This window comes from Lacticaseibacillus zhaodongensis, assembly GCF_009687905.1.
Lineage (GTDB): Bacteria > Bacillota > Bacilli > Lactobacillales > Lactobacillaceae > Lacticaseibacillus > Lacticaseibacillus zhaodongensis.
Window position 1 is genome coordinate 1 of record NZ_BLBG01000018.1, and the last position, 16,952, is coordinate 16,952.

The following is a 16,952-nucleotide window of genomic DNA, read 5'->3' on the forward strand; positions in this document are numbered from 1 at the left end:
ACTGAAGCTTGCGCTTTGCACACTCCGGAAGTAATGCCAAACCCCGGCATTTCTTCCGGAGTACGCAAATGCTCAGCTTCAAACCGTCCCGCTGCGCATCTTACAACAAAAAAAGCCCCGACCACATAAGTAGTCGGGGCTACGTCAACTGGGGGAACAGTTGGCGACCGGTCAGCAACAATCCAGGGAATTGTCTAACGGTTTTATTTTTGCTTAGTTAAAAGATTACTGACGAGTTTCGATGTCGTTGGCAGCGAATGCATCGTTGATGATCTTCTTAAGCTGTGAGGAAGAAGCCTTCATGCTCTTCTCTTCGTCATCGGAGAGAGGAACTTCGATGATTTCCTTGATACCGTTGCGGTTGATAACTGCAGGAGTACCAATGTAAACATCGTTGATGCCGTACTGGCCGTCCATGTAGACAGACAGTGGCAAAACGGCGTTCTCATCGTTGAAGATAGCCTTGGTGATCCGTGCAAGAGCTGTACCAACACCGTAGAAGGTAGCACCCTTCAAGTTGATGATGGTGTAAGCTGCGTCACGAACGCCTTCGAAGAGCTTGTTCAGCTGTTCCTTGGTTACTTCTGGGTGAGCCTTCATGTATTCGGCAATTGTTACGCCACCGATAGTGGTGTGACTCCAGCCGGCAAATTCGGTGTCACCGTGTTCGCCAAGAATGTAACCGTGAACCGAGCGTGCGTCAACACCGGCAAGGTTGCCAAGTGCCTGACGGTAACGTGCGGTGTCCAGTGAAGTACCAGAACCGATAACCTTGTTCTTAGGGAAGCCAGAAAGCTTCCATACGGCGTAGGTCAAGATGTCAACTGGGTTAGCAGCGACAAGGAAGAGGCCCTTGAATCCTGACTCAACGATTGGCTCAACAACGGCCTTCATGATCTTCAGGTTCTTGTTAACAAGGTCGAGACGAGTCTCGCCAGGCTTCTGAGGTGCGCCTGAAGTGATCACAACCAAGTCAGCGTCTTTGCAGTCGCTGTAGTCAGCTGAGTAGATCTTCTTTGGTGCAGTGAAAGGAAGCGCGTCGGAGAGATCGATTGCGTCCCCCTTCGTCTTGTCCTTTACAATGTCAACAATACCAAGTTCTTGTGCAATGCCCTGCTGGACAAGTGCAAAAGCGTAACTAGAACCAACGGCCCCGTCACCAACAAGAATAACCTTCTGATGCTTAGCAATTTCTGCCACGGTGTTATCATCCTTTCTGAATATACCTTTACAATACAACCAGCATTATACCATATCTGATTCTGAAAACATTCCCTAGATGCTGAATTTGTTTAGCCACCACGTAATATTCGCCCATTTAGTGGGCTTAGAAGGCGGGCAAATGTTTTTAAGCAGGGGGGTGAGCCTAACTAATATCTTGGCTTGTAGCGGCTCAGGCGTCGCGTTAGCGCTATCATCGACAGGGATTAAGCTGCTGCGGTTACGGCCGCGTGCGCACGTGGTATACTGGCTCTGACATATAGATAGTAATTTAGTCCCACCCGGTCGCGTGCCGGGAGCTGGGGCGTTTTTTGCGTAAATCACCGGATGCGGTGGAGTATAGGAGCGAATTAGATAGTGTTAATGATTATTGGGCTGGGTAATCCCGGCAAAAAGTATGCAACTAGTAAACACAACGTTGGGTTCATGGTTCTAGACGAGCTGGCTAAACAGCTCGGCGTCACCATCAGCAAAATGGAGTTTGACGCGGCCACCGCGACAACACACCTTAATGGCGAAAAGATCATGCTCGTTGAACCGCAGACCTTTATGAACGCTTCCGGGCGGGCTGTCCGCCAATTGATGAGCTTTTACCAAGTTCAGGAAGACGAAATCATCGTCGTTCAGGATGACCTCGACATGCCAATGGGCAAACTGCGCTTGCGGCTCAAGGGTTCTGCTGGTGGTCACAACGGGATCAAGGACATCATCAACGCGACCGGCAGCAGTAATTTTGCCCGGATCAAAATCGGTACGGACCACCCGGCTAAGCAGACTGTTGTTGACTGGGTATTGACGCCGTTTAGCAAGGACGACCAGCCGCTGATCAACGCCGCTATCGACAAGGCGGTGGCCCTACTGACGGACCGGATCAATGGTGCGGACATCCCCAGTTTGATGAATAAGTACAACTGAGTTAGCGATGTTTAGTTTGTCTTGGCACTTTAATATGTAAGGAAAACTCATGGATTTAGTAACGATGCTGGCGCAAACGCCAGAACTAACAGATTTATGGCCCCAGTTGCATAAGGGCCGGCACCTCATCACTGGCCTGGCTGGTTCCGCGCGCACGGTTTTCTTGGCGGCCGCTGTTTCCCAGCAGCAACACCCCATTTTGGTGATCGAAAATGACCGCAATCACGCTGACGAGCTCGCTGCCGATTTGGGCAACCTGCTGCCAACGTCTTCTTTGTATTCCTTCCCGGTTGAAGATGTGCTCGCCGCGGAGGCAGCAACGACTTCCCTCGATGCGCGCCAGGAGCGGATCGAAGCGCTCAACTTCTTGCTAGCAGACGAGGCCGGTGCGGTTATTACCAGCATGCCTGGTCTCCGGCGCTTACTACCGGAAGTAAAGCAGTGGGCACAGGCCCAACTGCATTTTGACAGTAGTAGTGAAATTGACCCCGCCGCGCTTGCGGCTAAGCTGGTGGCACTTGGTTACCGCCGGGACAACTTGGTCAACGCACCCGGAATGTTTGCAATTCGCGGGGGCATTATCGATATCTACCCTCTGAACGAGGATTATCCGATTCGGATCGAACTCTTCGACACTGAGGTGGACTCGATTCGGCAGTTTGATGCTGACACCCAGCGTAGTCGCGACAAGCTGGACGAAGTAACCATCGTGCCCGCAAACGACATGTTGGCCGGCCCAGACCAGATGCACGCCGCCGCGGCCTCAATGAATCTGGCTGCTAAACGTTACGCGGAGCACAGCGCGGATGAGGCGGAAAATCAGGTGGCTGCGGCTTTTGGCCAAAAGGTGGCGGGCCTGGCTGATCAGTTGGGCCAGGACATTCTTCCCGAGGGCATGGCCGAGTTCAGCGCCGCGTTGTACCCAGAGGGCACGACCATCACGGATTACCTGCCGGCTGGAAGCAGTGTCGTTTTTGACGACTACACCCGGATCCTGGACGGGGATGCGGCAACTCTGCAGGAGTATAGTGCCCGTACGGGGGACCCGCTGCAGAATGTCCAGCCGCCACTGCGGCCGGTGCAAGAACTAGAACGCGGCGACAAGCACGCGCATATCTTCCTGTCCCTGTTCCAAAAGGGGATGGGCAATTTGCGTCTGCAGACGATCACGAACGTGCAGACGCGCAGTGTGCAACAGTTCTTTAGTCAATTGCCGCTACTGAAGGCGGAGACCGACCGTTGGGCCAAGCAGCGTCAAACAGTGCTGCTCATGATTCAGGAACCAGTGCGTGAGCCTAAAGTCCTCTCCAGCCTGCAGGATTTTGAAATCAACGCCCAGCTGGGTGATGAAAGCAAAATCGCTTCGGGACAACTGCAGATCATTCACGGAAACTTGGCCAACGGGTTCGAAATGCCGAGCGCCAAGCTGGTCGTATTGACCGAACATGATTTGTTCAACGCCAAACCTAAACGGCGGGTGCGTCACCAGACCCTCGCTAACGCCGAACGCTTGAAGAGTTATAACGAGCTGCAGGTCGGCGATTATGTCGTCCACGTTAACCACGGGATCGGGGTTTATAAAGGCATTCAGACGCTGACCGTTGACGGGGTGCACCAGGACTACATCACCATTGAATACCGGGACAAGGGGCAGCTGTTCATTCCGGTCACCCAGCTCAACATGGTCCAAAAGTACGTTGCCTCTGAGGGCAAGAAGCCGACCATTAACAAACTTGGCGGGGGTGAGTGGCAAAAGACCAAGAAGCGGGTCGCCGCCAGAATTGAAGACATTGCTGACGACTTGATCGATCTCTACGCCGCGCGGGAGGCGGAAAAGGGCTTTGCTTTTGCTAAGGATGATGCCTTGCAGGCCGAATTCGAGGCGGAGTTCCCGTATCCAGAGACCGCGGACCAGATTCGCAGCGTTAAGGAAATCAAACACGACATGGAACAGCCGCGGCCAATGGACCGGCTGCTCGTTGGGGATGTGGGCTTTGGGAAAACCGAAGTCGCGCTCCGGGCCGCGTTTAAAGCCATCACTAACGGCAAGCAGGTGGCCATGCTCGTGCCGACCACCATTTTGGCCCAGCAGCACTACGAGACCATGATCGAACGCTTCGCCGACTTCCCGGTCAAAGTGGGGATGCTATCCCGTTTTGCCACGCCGGCGCAGGTCAAAGAGACGCTGACCGGCCTGGCTGACGGAACGGTCGACATTGTTGTCGGCACCCACCGTCTGCTCAGTAAGGACGTGCATTACAAGGACTTGGGCCTCCTGATTATTGACGAGGAGCAGCGCTTTGGGGTCAAGCACAAGGAACGGATCAAGCAGATGCGGCGGGACGTTGACGTGCTGACGCTGACGGCCACCCCAATCCCGCGGACGCTGAACATGTCCATGCTCGGGGTCCGTGACCTGTCCGTCATCGAGACGCCGCCAACCAACCGTTATCCCATCCAGACTTTTGTGATGGAGCAAAATGCCTTGGCAACGCGCTCGGCGATTCAGCGTGAAATCGAGCGCGGCGGGCAGGTGTTCTACCTGCATAACCGGGTCGAGGACATTCAGCGTACCGTCGACAACTTGCAGCAACTGGTGCCCGAGGCCACTATCGTCTATGCCCACGGCCAGATGAGCGAGAACCAGCTGGAGACCGTAATCGCCGATTTCATTCACGGTGAGGCCGACATTTTGGTCACCACGACCATCATTGAAACCGGGGTGGACATGCCCAACGTGAACACACTGATAATTGAAGACGCGGACCGTTACGGCCTGGGACAACTGTACCAGCTGCGCGGGCGCGTCGGGCGGTCGAGTCGGATCGCCTACGCCTACTTCATGTACCGGCAGGGCAAGGTCCTGACCGAGGTCGCCGAGAAGCGGCTGGCGGCCATCAAGGATTTCACCGAGCTTGGCAGTGGCTTCAAAATTGCGATGCGGGACCTCTCGATTCGCGGTGCCGGCAACCTGCTTGGTTCGCAGCAACATGGCTTTATTGACTCCGTTGGTTACGACCTCTACACGCAGATGCTGCAAGAGGCTGTTGCGCGCAAACGGGGCCACAAGCAGGTTGAGAAGACCGATGCGGAGTTATCGCTGAATGTTGAAGCATACCTGCCGAACGACTACGTGAGTGATCCGCGGCAGAAGGTCGAGATCTACAAGCGCGTGCGTCAAGTCGAGAATGAAGACCAAGAGCGTGAGCTGGAGGACGACCTGATCGACCGTTTTGGCGATTACCCAGAGCAAGTCGCGACCCTGATCACCGTGGCGCACATCAAGCGGCTCGCGGACGTTGCCTTGGTTGATTCAATCAAGCGGAGCGACCGCAAGCTCATCGTGCGCTTAAGCAAGCGGGCGAGCGCGGATGCTAGCGGTGAACCCATTTTCGCGGCGCTGGGCAAGACCAAGTTGCGCGCGACGGTGGCCCAGAGTGGCCCGCACCTAGTCATCACCTTGCTGATTGAGAAGGGGATGGCGGAGTACGCATGGCTGGAACAGTTGCAGAAGTTTGCGGCCGGTCTCGCTGAACTACGCAACCCGGCTGCGGACAATGAGCAAGACAAAGCATAATTTTGCATTAGCTTTACCCCGCTAATGCGGCGGAAGCCATGCTCGTGGTGCACAATCAAACTAGTTATTACTACTTCGAAAAGGGGGACCACGGCGATGCGAAACGCGCAGATGCGTGAACTAATGAATGGCGCCTGGATTCTCAGTCTGGGCGGCCTCATCACCAAGATTCTGAGCGCGGTCTACCGCATTCCCTTTCAGAACCTGGTCGGCGACACGGGCTTTTATATTTACCAACAGGTCTACCCAATCTACGGCTTGGGGATGGTGCTTGCCCTGAGCGGCCTCCCCGTCTATGTTTCTAAACTGGTGGCCGCGGCGGGCAGTTCTGAAGCCCAGCGGCGGGTCGCGCGCCGCTGCATTAGCTTGCTCGCGGCCCTGGGTGGCCTGGCCTTCGTGTTGATTTTCGCCGGGGCCCGACCGCTGGCACTGGCCATGGCGGACGTGCAGCTGACCCCCCTGATCCGCTGCGTGGCCTTCATGTTCCTCTTGCTGCCGATCCTAGGCGGTGCGCGTGGTTACTTTCAGGGCGTGGGCAACATGGTCCCGACCGCCAGTAGCCAGGTTCTTGAGCAGCTGGTGCGAGTCGCCATCATTATCGCTGCGGCCGTCTGCGGACGGTACTTTCACTGGTCATTGTACTTGACGGGCACGGTCGCGATGTCCGGTGCCTTGTTCGGCGGGACGGCGGCTGCGGTGCTCATTTTTCCGCGGCTGCAGGTTGCACTGGCGGGCCGCTTGCTGCCGCGCCGGGCGCAACTGCCGACGCGAGATTTTGTCCGCCACTTTCTCATTGACGGCGGGGCCTTCGTGCTGTTTTCGGCGCTACTCATCTTGCTGCAACTCGTGGACAGCTTCACGGTCACCCGCGGATTGGCCTTGCACGGGCTGGCACCAGCAGTTGCGCGGGCGGCCAAGGGGGTTTACGACCGTGGCCAGCCACTGGTTCAGTTGGGTCTGGTTGTGGCGACGGCGCTGACGCAGAGCTTATTGCCGAGCCTGAGCCGCAGTAACCATTACGGGCAAAAGACTGCGTTCACGCGGATCAGCGTGATGCTACTGCACCTGACCGTGGTGTTTGGCGTGCTGGCCAGTCTGGCCCTTGCCGTGGTCATGCCGAATCTCAACCGGTTCCTGTTCGGCGACGCGCAGGGCTCGGGCGTGCTGGCGATGTACGTGCTGAGCGTCGCGCTGGTCGCGGCGGTGAACGCGCTCAGCAGTCTGCTGCAGAGCCAAGATCAGTTTCGCACCCCGACCGTGGCGCTAGTACTGGCGCTGCTGACCAAAATTACTTTCAACCTGCCGCTGACTGCTCGTTGGGGGACTTTTGGCAGTGCCCTAGCCAGCAATTTGGCCTGGTTAGTTGCGCTGGCGACGGTGTACGCGGCAATTCCGGGCGCAATTCGCCACAATTTCTGGCATAATGGGTTTGGCCGGCGGCTGGCACTGACCGCGCTGGCACTGTGCGTTAGTGGCGCACTTCTAGGCCAGCTACTGCCGCCAAGCGGCCGGCTGGCGGGACTGGTGCACTGCCTCCTCATTGGCTTGGGGGCGGGGGCGGTCACACTATTAGTCGCCTACCAGCAACAATTATTAGCGCTCCGGGAAATCCTCGTGATTCCGGCCGGACGCAAAATTATGAAATTACTATCGCAATTTAAGAGAGGATAACATTATGCGTTTAGACAAATTTTTGAAGGTTTCACGTATCATCAAGCGGCGCAGTGTCGCAAAAGAAATCGCGGACAAGGGCCGAATCCAGATCGGTGACCGGGTCGCGAAGTCTAGCACTGACCTCAGCGTCGGCGATGTGCTGACAATTGCTTTTGGTAACCGGACTTTAGTCGTGCGCGTCGACGAAATGGTTGAAACGACCAAGAAAGATGCGGCAGAATCAATGTATACCGTTCTTGAACAAAAGGAGAATGCAAGCGATTAAGCTATACCTGGCGGCGGGTTCTTGGTATACTTGCAATTAGAACGAGGAAAGGACGATTGTTATGGCTAACGCACCCATTAGTCGAATTGATAATGCGTATGCACGGGCACAGAGCGCGGCAAAGCTGCAAGATAAGCAGCGGTCACTGCGGAGACGGGTGCACGTGCGGCGTTTTATCGTGATGGCTATTTGTGCGGTGGTAATTATCGTCAGTGGGGCGCTTCGCCTCGCCCAAATTCATCAGCAGCAGAACACCGCTGATGCGCAGCTGCAGGTTGCAAACAAGCAGTTGCGAAAGGTGCAGAACCACAAACAGGCGCTTAAGGTACAGGTTGATCAACTCAAGAATGAAGCGTACCTGGGTAAACTAGTGCGGTCGCAGTATTATGTGTCCAAGTCGGGAGAGACGATTTTCACCCTGCCGACTTCTGCGAATCGCATTCCGGGTGACGACTCACTAACTAAGTAGTAGGACGCGAGTCTAAGGAGGACTTTTTCGCATATGGCAGTTTCAGTTGGGGCAAAGGTAGACGGTAAGGTTACGGGAATTACAAACTTCGGTGCCTTTGTTGATTTGGGTGCGGGCCAGACCGGTTTGGTGCACATCTCCGAAATTTCAGATTCGTTCGTCAAAGATATCCACGACGTGCTGAGCGTCGGCGACACGGTCACGGTTAAGGTGATGAGTGAAAAGGATGGAAAGATCGGTCTTTCCATTCGCAAGGCGACGGATCACCCAGCCGGGGCTAACGAGCATCACCAGAGCGAACGCCATGAGGGCAGTCGCCCCCAAGGTGGTCAGCGGCCACACAGTAACGGCGGCAGCCGGCACGAGGGTGCCCGCCCGCAGCATCATGGCTATGATAATGGCCATGGTGGGCATGGCGAGGACAAGCCCGATGATTTCGACTCCATGTTGTCCGGATTCCTGAAGGATAGTGAACAACGCCTATCCACACTCCGGCACAACACCGAAGGCAAACGCGGTGGTCGCGGCGGCCGGCGGAGCTAATCTTAAAGTAACTGACTAAAGGCGGCTGGGGCCGTCTTTTTTGCTAGGGTGGGCATGATTTTGCCCGGGGAGGTCGGACTTGCTGACGCCAAATGAATTAGCACACAATCTAGAGGAACTGCAGGTCGCACCCGGGAGCACGATCCTGGTGGCCGTTTCCGGTGGTGCAGATTCGCTGACCCTCCTTGATCTGCTCGTGCGGCTGCGGCCGCGCCTGCAGTTGACCGTGGGAGCGGTACATATTAACCACGAGTTGCGGCCGGAATCAGTTGCAGAGGAACAGAAGGTGCGGGCGTACTGCACCGCACATGCAGTCCCCCTGACCTGCACGCACTGGCCAGTCGCCCAGCATCCAGCTAGCGGCATTGAGGCGGCCGCCCGTAAGTTTCGCTACGCCAGTTTTGCCGCGGCCGCTCGTGCCGGGCATTACCAGGTGCTGATGACGGCTCACCACCGGGACGATCAGGTGGAGACGGTGCTCTTTCGGCTGCTTCGGTCCGGGGATGTGCATAGCGTTGCGGGCATCCGGCCACGGCGGGACTGGCAGGGAATCGTTTTGGTGCGGCCCCTGCTGAACTACAGCCGCCAGGAGATCCGCGCATATGCGACCATGCGGCACTTACCTTTTAGTGATGACGCGAGCAACGCTGACACGCACTACAGTCGCAACTTTATCCGCCACGAGGTCTTGCCGCAACTGCGTGCCCGGATGGGGCGGGTCGATGAACACATCGCGCGCTTTGCGCGGGACCAGCAGGGAGTGCTAGAATTAGCAGACATGACAGTGTGTCATTATTTGGGGCTTCTCGGTCCAAAGACTGATGAATTCAGTTGGAAACAGTTGCAGAATGAAGAGCGCTCGTTGCAATTACAGGTCTTAACGGCGGCAATGCGCCGCTGTGTTCCCGATGTCAGTGCCAAACAGCTCGCGGAAATATTGGCTGCATTGAACCGGCATGACGGGGAGACGCGCCGCGTGGAGTTAGCCCGCGGACAGATCGTTGTCGTGCGGGCGCAGCAACTGCGGGTGCAGCAAGTTGCTGCTGCCACGGTCGCAACACCAGCAACGCAGGTGTTAACGCAACTGGACCAGGCCGTTCCGTATCGTGGCGGCCAACTGCTAGTGACCCGGCACCTGCAGCCTGGCGACGAAATACTTGGGAGCGTGGCGGGTGACTTTCCGTTCAGCCTGCGCACCCGGCAGCCGGGCGACTATCTGACCTTGGCAAACGGCCAGCACCAAAAATTGCGGCGCTTCTTTATTAACGAACATGTGAATGCCGCCGACCGGGCCCAGCTACTGTTGCTCGTCCACGGCAGTGAGGTCGTTTGGATTGAGAATCTGGCCCTAAACCAATTGTTTAAACCGCAGTCAACTGTTAGAATCAAGGCAAACTTGGTCCTGCGACGGGCTTAAAAATGGAAGGCGAGGATTAAATCATGGACCCAGACGTTTTACGCGTTCTCTTTAGTGAAGATGATATCCACAAAATCGTGCGGGATTTGGCGCAGAAGGTTCAAAAGGATTACACGGACAAGGTGCCCCTCGTTGTCTGCATTCTGAAGGGGGCCGTGATTTTCATGACCGACTTCGTGCGTGAGTACAACGGCCAGCTGGAGATGGACTTCATGGATGTTTCCAGCTATGCCGGCGCAAGCTCGACTGGTGAGGTGCGGATTTTGAAGGACCTCGACAGTAGTGTTAAGGACCGCGATGTCTTGATTTTGGAAGACATCATTGATACCGGTGCGACGCTACAGTCGTTGACAGAGCTTTTTGGCAATCGGGGGGCAAATTCCGTTCGGATCTGTACTTTGTTCGACAAGCCGAGTGGCCGCAAAGTCTTTGCGCACACCGATTACGTTGGCGCGTCCGTTCCCGACGAATTCATCGTTGGTTACGGGATGGATTATAATGAACGTTACCGGAATCTGCCTTATGTTGGGGTACTGAAACCGGCTGTCTACACTAAGTAGTTTCCCAAATGGGAGGTACTTTGTGGTATGCTCGTGAGAGTTGATTATTGTATATTACTTAGTGCTGGAGGTTATGCATGAAGAATAGGAGAAACGGCTTATTCAGCAGCACACTCTTATACTTGGTCCTGTTTATTGCTTTAGTTGGTGGCTTCGGCTACTACATGCGGGGAAACACAAGTTCACCGTCAGAAGCAATCAAGTCCAGTGAGTTTACTGCTGATCTTAAGCGCGACAAAATTAAAGAATTTTCAATCCAGCCTAGTGGTAGTGTTTACAAGGTTAGTGGTGAATACCGGAAAGCGAAGGAGAGCAAGACTAGCTCCACGCTGCTCGGTAGCACCAAGACCAAAGTCAAGCAGTTCACGACGGTGGTTCCCGGAACTGATAGTTCAATTAAGAACATTCAGAACACGGCAGCTAAGAATGGGGTCAAAAACTCCACGGCTGAAGAGTCACAGTCAGGCGTTTGGGTATCACTGTTAATCAGTGTGATCCCGCTGCTTTTCATCATGGTCTTCTTCTACCTGATGATGAACCAGGGTGGTCAAGCTGGCGGCGGCCAAAACCGGATGATGAGCTTCGGCAAGTCGCGGGCTAAGCAGTCAGAAAAAGCCAAGAACAAGGTGCGCTTTTCTGATGTGGCTGGTGCCGAAGAGGAAAAACAGGAACTCGTTGAAGTTGTTGAATTCCTGAAGAATCCTAAACGTTACCAAGAACTAGGTGCACGCATCCCAGCCGGGGTGCTCCTCGAGGGACCTCCTGGTACTGGTAAAACCTTGCTTGCCAAGGCCGTTGCTGGGGAAGCGGGCGTACCGTTCTTCTCCATCTCCGGTTCTGACTTCGTTGAAATGTTCGTCGGTGTTGGTGCATCGCGTGTTCGTGACCTGTTTGAAGAGGCCAAGAAGAAAGCGCCTGCAATTATCTTCATTGACGAAATTGACGCGGTCGGGCGCAAGCGTGGTAGCGGCATGGGCGGCGGTCACGATGAACGTGAACAAACCCTGAACCAATTGCTGGTTGAAATGGACGGGTTTACTGGTAACGAAGGCGTCATTGTTATGGCTGCCACGAACCGTTCCGATGTCTTGGACCCAGCTTTGCTGCGGCCAGGTCGTTTTGACCGGAAGATTCTTGTTGGTCGGCCTGACATTAAGGGTCGTGAGGCAATTCTCAAGGTTCACGCCAAGAATAAGCCACTGGCCGATGACGTTAGTTTGAAGCGGGTCGCGCGCGAAACACCAGGCTTTGTTGGTGCGGACCTCGAAAACCTGCTGAACGAAGCGGCACTGGTTGCGGCACGGCGGAACAAGAAAATCATCGACGCGAGCGATGTTGATGAAGCTGAGGACCGGGTAATTGCCGGACCAGCCAAGAAGGACGCTGTTATCTCCGAAAAGGATCGGAAGACGACGGCGTACCACGAAGCTGGGCACGCAATTATTGGTTTGGTGCTCTCCGATTCACGGGTCGTGCGCAAGGTTACTATCATTCCGCGTGGGCGTGCTGGCGGTTACGCTATCACCCTGCCTAAGGAAGACCAGTTCATGATGAGCAAGAAGGACCTGAACGAACAGATTGCCGGGATGCTCGGTGGCCGGACGGCTGAAGAAATCATCTTCAACCAGGAAAGCACCGGAGCTTCCAACGACTTCGAACAGGCTACCCAGATGGCCCGGAGCATGGTAACTACCTATGGGATGAGTTCTACCATTGGGACGGTTACCTTGGAACGTGATACTGGTGAGCCTTTTGTCGGTGCACAGTACGGTTACCCTGGTTACTCTGAAGCTACCGCTGCCAAAATCGATGATGAAGTTCGCGAAATCATTGATGAAGCGCACAAGCGGGCTTACAAGATCATTCAGGACCACCGCGCACAGCACAAGCTGATTGCGGAGGCCTTGCTCAAGTACGAGACCCTGAATGAAGAACAGATTCTCAGCTTGTTCAAGGACGGCAAAATGCCCGACAAGAACGAGTTCCCGAGCGAAAAGGCTGCTACCTATGAAGAAGCAAAGGCAGCTTTGGAGAAGAAGGAAGCGCAGAAGCAGCAAAGCACTACTAAGGATGACGATGCTGATAACAATGCATCCACGCCTAGTGCTAACGACAGCGCCCCTAAGGACGATGCCCCTGCTGATGCACCAGCTGATCAGCCAAAGCAAGACGCAGATACTGCGGCAAGCAAGGATGACCAGACCAAACCTGAGCAGCCAAACGATGATCACAAGGATGATCCAGAGGCTTAAGGTTACTGCAAAAAAGGACTACGGCACATGCCGTGGCCCTTTTTTGTTTAGCAGTAGAAGCGGCAACTGCGGCGAAAACTAAGCCTTTGTGGTATGCTGAAAGCAATGATTTTTTGCAGAAAGGAAATCTAAAATGAGCGATTATTTAGTAACTGCCATGACCGCAGACGGTAAGTTCCGTCTGTTCGCTGTGGATGCGACCCAGACGGTCAGTGAGGCGCAGAAACGGCACGACACGTGGTCGGCTTCAACCGCTGCACTCGGCCGCACACTTGTGGCCACGGGGCTGCTTTCCGCTGCCGAACTGAAGGACAAGGACGACATGTTGACGGTCCGGGTCAAGGGCGATGGCCCTGCCGGCCTCATTGTGGCGGATGGTGCAGCCAATGGCACCGTGCGTGGTTATATTCAAGAGCCCCATGTCAATCTGCCGCTGAACGTCGTCGGCAAAATTGATGTGGCTGCAACCGTGGGCAAGAATGGTCTGCTCGCAGTCACCAAGCTGCTTGCAGGGGGCAAACCCTTCACGGGGCAGGTGCCACTTGTCTCCGGTGAATTAGGTGCTGACTTTACGTATTACCTTGCGAAGTCGGAACAGATTCCGGCCAGTGTCGGCGTGTCCGTGTTCGTTAATGCTGACAACTCAGTTGGCGTTGCGGGTGGTTTCTTAGTCGAGGCGCTGCCAGGTGCGACCGATGAGGCCCTCCGTAAGCTTGAGGAAAACATCAAGACCCTGCCGCTCGTTTCCGAAATGTTGCGCCAGGGCTTGAAGCCAGAACAGATTTTGGACCGGGTCGCCGGTAATCAGAAGCTCATGATTTTGGACACGAAGGATTTTGCCTTCAAGTGCAGCTGCAGCAAGGGCCGCTTCTGGAAGGCATTGCGGACGCTCAAAACCAGTGACTTGCAAGCAATGATCGATGAAGACGGCGGTGCGGAAACTACCTGCCGCTTCTGCGGACAGAAGTACACTTTCAGCGCTCAGGAGCTGGAAAAGATTATTTCTGAAAAGTAAGCAAGGCATGTTGCGGACTGTTTGTACTTACTATCCGTCAGTGCTAGAATGAAACGAAATTACGCATGAGGTGAAATAATTGGCAAAATGGCACATTGGTGATATTGAAATCCCCAACCAGGTCGTTGTCGCACCGATGGCCGGGGTGACGAACGCGGCTTTTCGGGTCACGGCAAAAGAATTTGGTGCTGGACTCGTGGTCTGTGAAATGATCAGTGACCGGGGAATCATGTATCACAACAAGAAGACGCTCGGAATGATGTTCGTTGACCCGCGCGAACACCCGATTTCCATCCAGATTTTTGGCGGGAGCAAAGAGACCCTGCTCAACGCGGCTCGTTTCGTTGACGAGAACACGCAGGCGGACATCATTGATATCAACATGGGCTGCCCAGTTCCTAAGGTCACCAAGACCGATTCAGGGGCCCACTGGTTGCTCGATCCGGATAAGGTCTACGAAATGGTTGACGCAGTTTCGCATGCCGTCAGCAAGCCCGTAACGGTCAAAATGCGGACCGGTTGGGACTCTGACCACATCTATGCGGTTGACAACGCGCTGGCTGCACAGGCCGGTGGTGCGAGCGCCCTGGCCATGCATGGGCGGACGCGGGCCCAGTTGTACCGCGGCCACGCCGACTGGAACATTTTGGCTGAGGTCAACAAGCACCTGACCATTCCGTTTATCGGTAATGGGGATGTGCGCTCAGCTCAAGACGCTAAGCGGATGCTCGATGAGGTTGGCTGTGACGCAGTGATGATCGGCCGTGCCGCGCTTGGTAACCCGTGGATTTTGAAGCAGGTTGAACGCTACTTGGATGACGGTGTCTTGGTCGATGAGCCTCAGCCCCGGGAGAAGATTGCGACCGCTAAGTTGCAGCTACACCGTTTGGTCGAACTGAAGGGTGAAAGTCTCGCGGTACGGGAATTCCGTTCTCAGGCAGCATATTACCTGAAAGGGATTCCTCACTCTTCCAAGACCAAAGCGGCAGTGAACTCGGTTGATACTGAGGCCGAAGTTGACCAGATTTTCGATGAATTTGTTGATAAACTCGAAAAAGATCCAGTTTGGCGTTAAAAAATGGCAACCTGCCCTGGTGGGTTGCTTTTTTGTGTGATAATTGGCAAGATACGAACTGTATAGAAACGGAGGAATCCATGGTGGCAAAGAAGACTGCTGAAGAAGTACACATGAACGATCAAATGCGGGCACGACGGGATAAGATGGAACAGCTACGCGAAGCGGGCGTTGATCCATTCGGACACCGTTTCGACCGCACACACAATAGCCAGGAAATCCGGGACCAGTTTGGTGACCTGACTAAAGAGGAACTTGAAGCAAAGCACGCCGAGGTTGTCATTGCTGGCCGCATGATGAGTAAGCGCGGTAAGGGGAAGGTCGGATTTGCCGACATCCAAGACCGCGACGGCCGGATTCAGATCTATGTACGTAAGGACATGGTCGGCGACGAGAACTACATGATTTTCAAGAAGTCTGACTTAGGCGATATCTTGGGTATCAATGGGGATGTTATCAAGACTGACATGGGGGAGCTGACCGTGCGCGCAAGCCACATCACTTTCCTCAGCAAGGCGCTGCGCCCACTACCTGATAAGTACCATGGCTTGGCGAACATTGAACAAATCTACCGGCAGCGGTACTTGGATCTGCTCACCAACCGGGAGAGCTTCGAACGCTTCACCAACCGGACCAAAATCATTTCAGCGGTCCGTGAATACCTCGACGGTAACGGTTTCCTTGAAGTCGAGACACCGGTACTGCACAACCAGGCTGGTGGTGCCAACGCGCGTCCATTCATAACGCACCACAATGCGCTAGATATTGATCTCTACCTGCGGATCGCGCTTGAATTGCACTTGAAGCGCCTGATTGTCGGCGGGATGGAACGGGTCTACGAAATTGGTCGTGTGTTCCGGAACGAAGGGGTGGACACTAAGCACAACCCAGAATTCACCGAACTTGAGACTTACGCGGCTTACTGGGATCTCTCCGATGTCATGGATGAAGTTGAGAACCTGTTCCGCTTTGTTGCGCACAAGGTTTTTAATACCGACACGATCACTTACCAAGGTACTGAGATCGACTTGGGGAGCGAGTTCAAGCGTGAGCACATGGTCGATGCAATCAAGCGGGTTACTGGTGTCGACTTCTGGCCGGTCATGAGTGATGAGGAAGCACGCAAGCTCGCCGATGAGCATGGTGTGCACTATGAGTCATACTGGAAGACTGGTCACATCATCAACGCCTTTTTCGAACAGTTTGTTGAATCAACCTTGACTCAGCCAACCTTCATCTATGGGCACCCACTCGAAATTTCGCCACTCGCGAAGAAGAACAAGAAGGATCCGCGCTTCACCGATCGCTTTGAATTCTTTATCGATGGCAACGAGTATGGTAATGCCTTTACTGAACTTAACGACCCAATTGATCAGCGGGCTCGTTTTGAAGCTCAGGCTGCTGAAAAGACCGCGGGTAATGATGAAGCCCAGGGAATCGATGAGGACTTCATCGAGTCACTTGAGTACGGCATGCCACCTACTGGGGGTCTCGGAATCGGAATCGACCGCATGGTGATGCTGTTTACGGACGCTTCATCAATTCGTGACGTATTACTTTTCCCGACATTACGTCCATAATTTAAAAAAATTGTGCCAGCATTCGCGCTTGCGGATGCTGGCTTTTTTGGGTCCCCAGCCGGATATCGCGGGCCTTTTGTCAACTAAAGCTAAACAATCATCCGTGAAAAAGCTATCAAAATTCAATAATATATCGATAAAGTTCGGATTTATATGAAACTAATGGCTACTTGACGCTTTGGGGGAAGCCTGATAGTATAGTGAAGTCGCAAAGGGATGGCACATAAATAAAAACGTCCCGCAAAGATAATCAAATTTAGTTCTTGACAATAGGTTATGAACTTGATATGATATCAAACGTTGCGTCAGAGATAGTCCTTTGAAAACTGAACAAAGTTTCGTATAAATGTAGGTTCTTCAGCATTTTGCTGAAGGAAGAATTAAAACAT

The 16,952-nt window shown here is 54.2% G+C and carries 13 protein-coding genes; 12 read left to right on the forward strand and 1 reads right to left on the reverse strand.

The genetic code is table 11. The annotated features are described in order from the left end of the window. Positions 1-225 precede the first annotated feature (225 nt). Entirely contained in the window at positions 226-1,200 is a 975-nt protein-coding gene (locus GN107_RS09705) for an L-lactate dehydrogenase (protein WP_155287655.1), read from the reverse strand. Between the two features lie 378 nt (positions 1,201-1,578). Between GN107_RS09705 and pth the strand changes: the two genes are divergently transcribed. The 12 genes from pth (at position 1,579) to lysS (ending at position 16,563) form a co-directional block, all read left to right on the forward strand. Continuing rightward, positions 1,579-2,136 (forward strand): aminoacyl-tRNA hydrolase, encoded by a 558-nt coding sequence (gene pth / locus GN107_RS09710; protein WP_155287654.1) that lies wholly within the window; start codon positions 1,579-1,581, stop codon positions 2,134-2,136. 49 nt (positions 2,137-2,185) lie between these two features. After that, positions 2,186-5,713 carry a transcription-repair coupling factor gene (gene mfd / locus GN107_RS09715; protein ID WP_155287653.1) on the forward strand — a complete coding sequence of 1,176 codons (3,528 nt, stop codon included), beginning with the start codon at positions 2,186-2,188 and terminating at the stop codon, positions 5,711-5,713. Between the two features lie 96 nt (positions 5,714-5,809). Continuing rightward, positions 5,810-7,384: a putative polysaccharide biosynthesis protein gene (locus GN107_RS09720; RefSeq protein WP_196246317.1), complete on the forward strand. Its 1,575-nt coding sequence runs from the start codon at positions 5,810-5,812 to the stop codon at positions 7,382-7,384. Positions 7,385-7,388: 4 nt separating this feature from the next. Next, entirely contained in the window at positions 7,389-7,652 is a 264-nt protein-coding gene (locus GN107_RS09725) for an RNA-binding S4 domain-containing protein (RefSeq protein WP_155287651.1), read from the forward strand. A 61-nt stretch (positions 7,653-7,713) separates the two neighbouring features. Next, the gene (locus GN107_RS09730) at positions 7,714-8,121 is read left to right on the forward strand and encodes an FtsB family cell division protein (RefSeq protein WP_155287650.1); all 408 of its coding nucleotides are present in this window, start codon (positions 7,714-7,716) and stop codon (positions 8,119-8,121) included. 33 nt (positions 8,122-8,154) lie between these two features. Continuing rightward, positions 8,155-8,664: a S1 domain-containing RNA-binding protein gene (locus tag GN107_RS09735; protein ID WP_155287649.1), complete on the forward strand. Its 510-nt coding sequence runs from the start codon at positions 8,155-8,157 to the stop codon at positions 8,662-8,664. Positions 8,665-8,743: 79 nt separating this feature from the next. Next, a complete protein-coding gene (tilS, locus tag GN107_RS09740; RefSeq protein ID WP_155287648.1) occupies positions 8,744-10,081 on the forward strand; it encodes a tRNA lysidine(34) synthetase TilS in 1,338 nt (445 codons plus the stop codon). A 23-nt stretch (positions 10,082-10,104) separates the two neighbouring features. Then, the gene (gene hpt, locus GN107_RS09745; RefSeq protein WP_155287647.1) at positions 10,105-10,641 is read left to right on the forward strand and encodes a hypoxanthine phosphoribosyltransferase; all 537 of its coding nucleotides are present in this window, start codon (positions 10,105-10,107) and stop codon (positions 10,639-10,641) included. 77 nt (positions 10,642-10,718) lie between these two features. Further along, a complete protein-coding gene (ftsH, locus tag GN107_RS09750; RefSeq protein ID WP_155287646.1) occupies positions 10,719-12,893 on the forward strand; it encodes an ATP-dependent zinc metalloprotease FtsH in 2,175 nt (724 codons plus the stop codon). A 133-nt stretch (positions 12,894-13,026) separates the two neighbouring features. Further along, entirely contained in the window at positions 13,027-13,908 is an 882-nt protein-coding gene (gene hslO, locus GN107_RS09755) for an Hsp33 family molecular chaperone HslO (RefSeq protein ID WP_155287645.1), read from the forward strand. A gap of 79 nt (positions 13,909-13,987) precedes the next feature. Beyond that, a complete protein-coding gene (gene dusB, locus GN107_RS09760) occupies positions 13,988-14,983 on the forward strand; it encodes a tRNA dihydrouridine synthase DusB (RefSeq protein WP_269057694.1) in 996 nt (331 codons plus the stop codon). 80 nt (positions 14,984-15,063) lie between these two features. Then, positions 15,064-16,563 (forward strand): lysine--tRNA ligase, encoded by a 1,500-nt coding sequence (gene lysS, locus GN107_RS09765; protein WP_155287644.1) that lies wholly within the window; start codon positions 15,064-15,066, stop codon positions 16,561-16,563. Positions 16,564-16,952: the final 389 nt, after the last annotated feature.

What these genes read in the sequence shown, in the direction of transcription:
- mfd (WP_155287653.1), top strand. Translation starts at nt 2,186, where the DNA reads ATGGATTTAGTAACGATGCTGGCGCAAACGCCAGAACTAACAGATTTA.
- GN107_RS09720 (WP_196246317.1), top strand. Translation starts at nt 5,810, where the DNA reads ATGCGAAACGCGCAGATGCGTGAACTAATGAATGGCGCCTGGATTCTC.
- GN107_RS09725 (WP_155287651.1), top strand. Translation starts at nt 7,389, where the DNA reads ATGCGTTTAGACAAATTTTTGAAGGTTTCACGTATCATCAAGCGGCGC.
- GN107_RS09730 (WP_155287650.1), top strand. Translation starts at nt 7,714, where the DNA reads ATGGCTAACGCACCCATTAGTCGAATTGATAATGCGTATGCACGGGCA.
- GN107_RS09735 (WP_155287649.1), top strand. Translation starts at nt 8,155, where the DNA reads ATGGCAGTTTCAGTTGGGGCAAAGGTAGACGGTAAGGTTACGGGAATT.
- hpt (WP_155287647.1), top strand. Translation starts at nt 10,105, where the DNA reads ATGGACCCAGACGTTTTACGCGTTCTCTTTAGTGAAGATGATATCCAC.
- ftsH (WP_155287646.1), top strand. Translation starts at nt 10,719, where the DNA reads ATGAAGAATAGGAGAAACGGCTTATTCAGCAGCACACTCTTATACTTG.
- hslO (WP_155287645.1), top strand. Translation starts at nt 13,027, where the DNA reads ATGAGCGATTATTTAGTAACTGCCATGACCGCAGACGGTAAGTTCCGT.
- lysS (WP_155287644.1), top strand. Translation starts at nt 15,064, where the DNA reads ATGGTGGCAAAGAAGACTGCTGAAGAAGTACACATGAACGATCAAATG.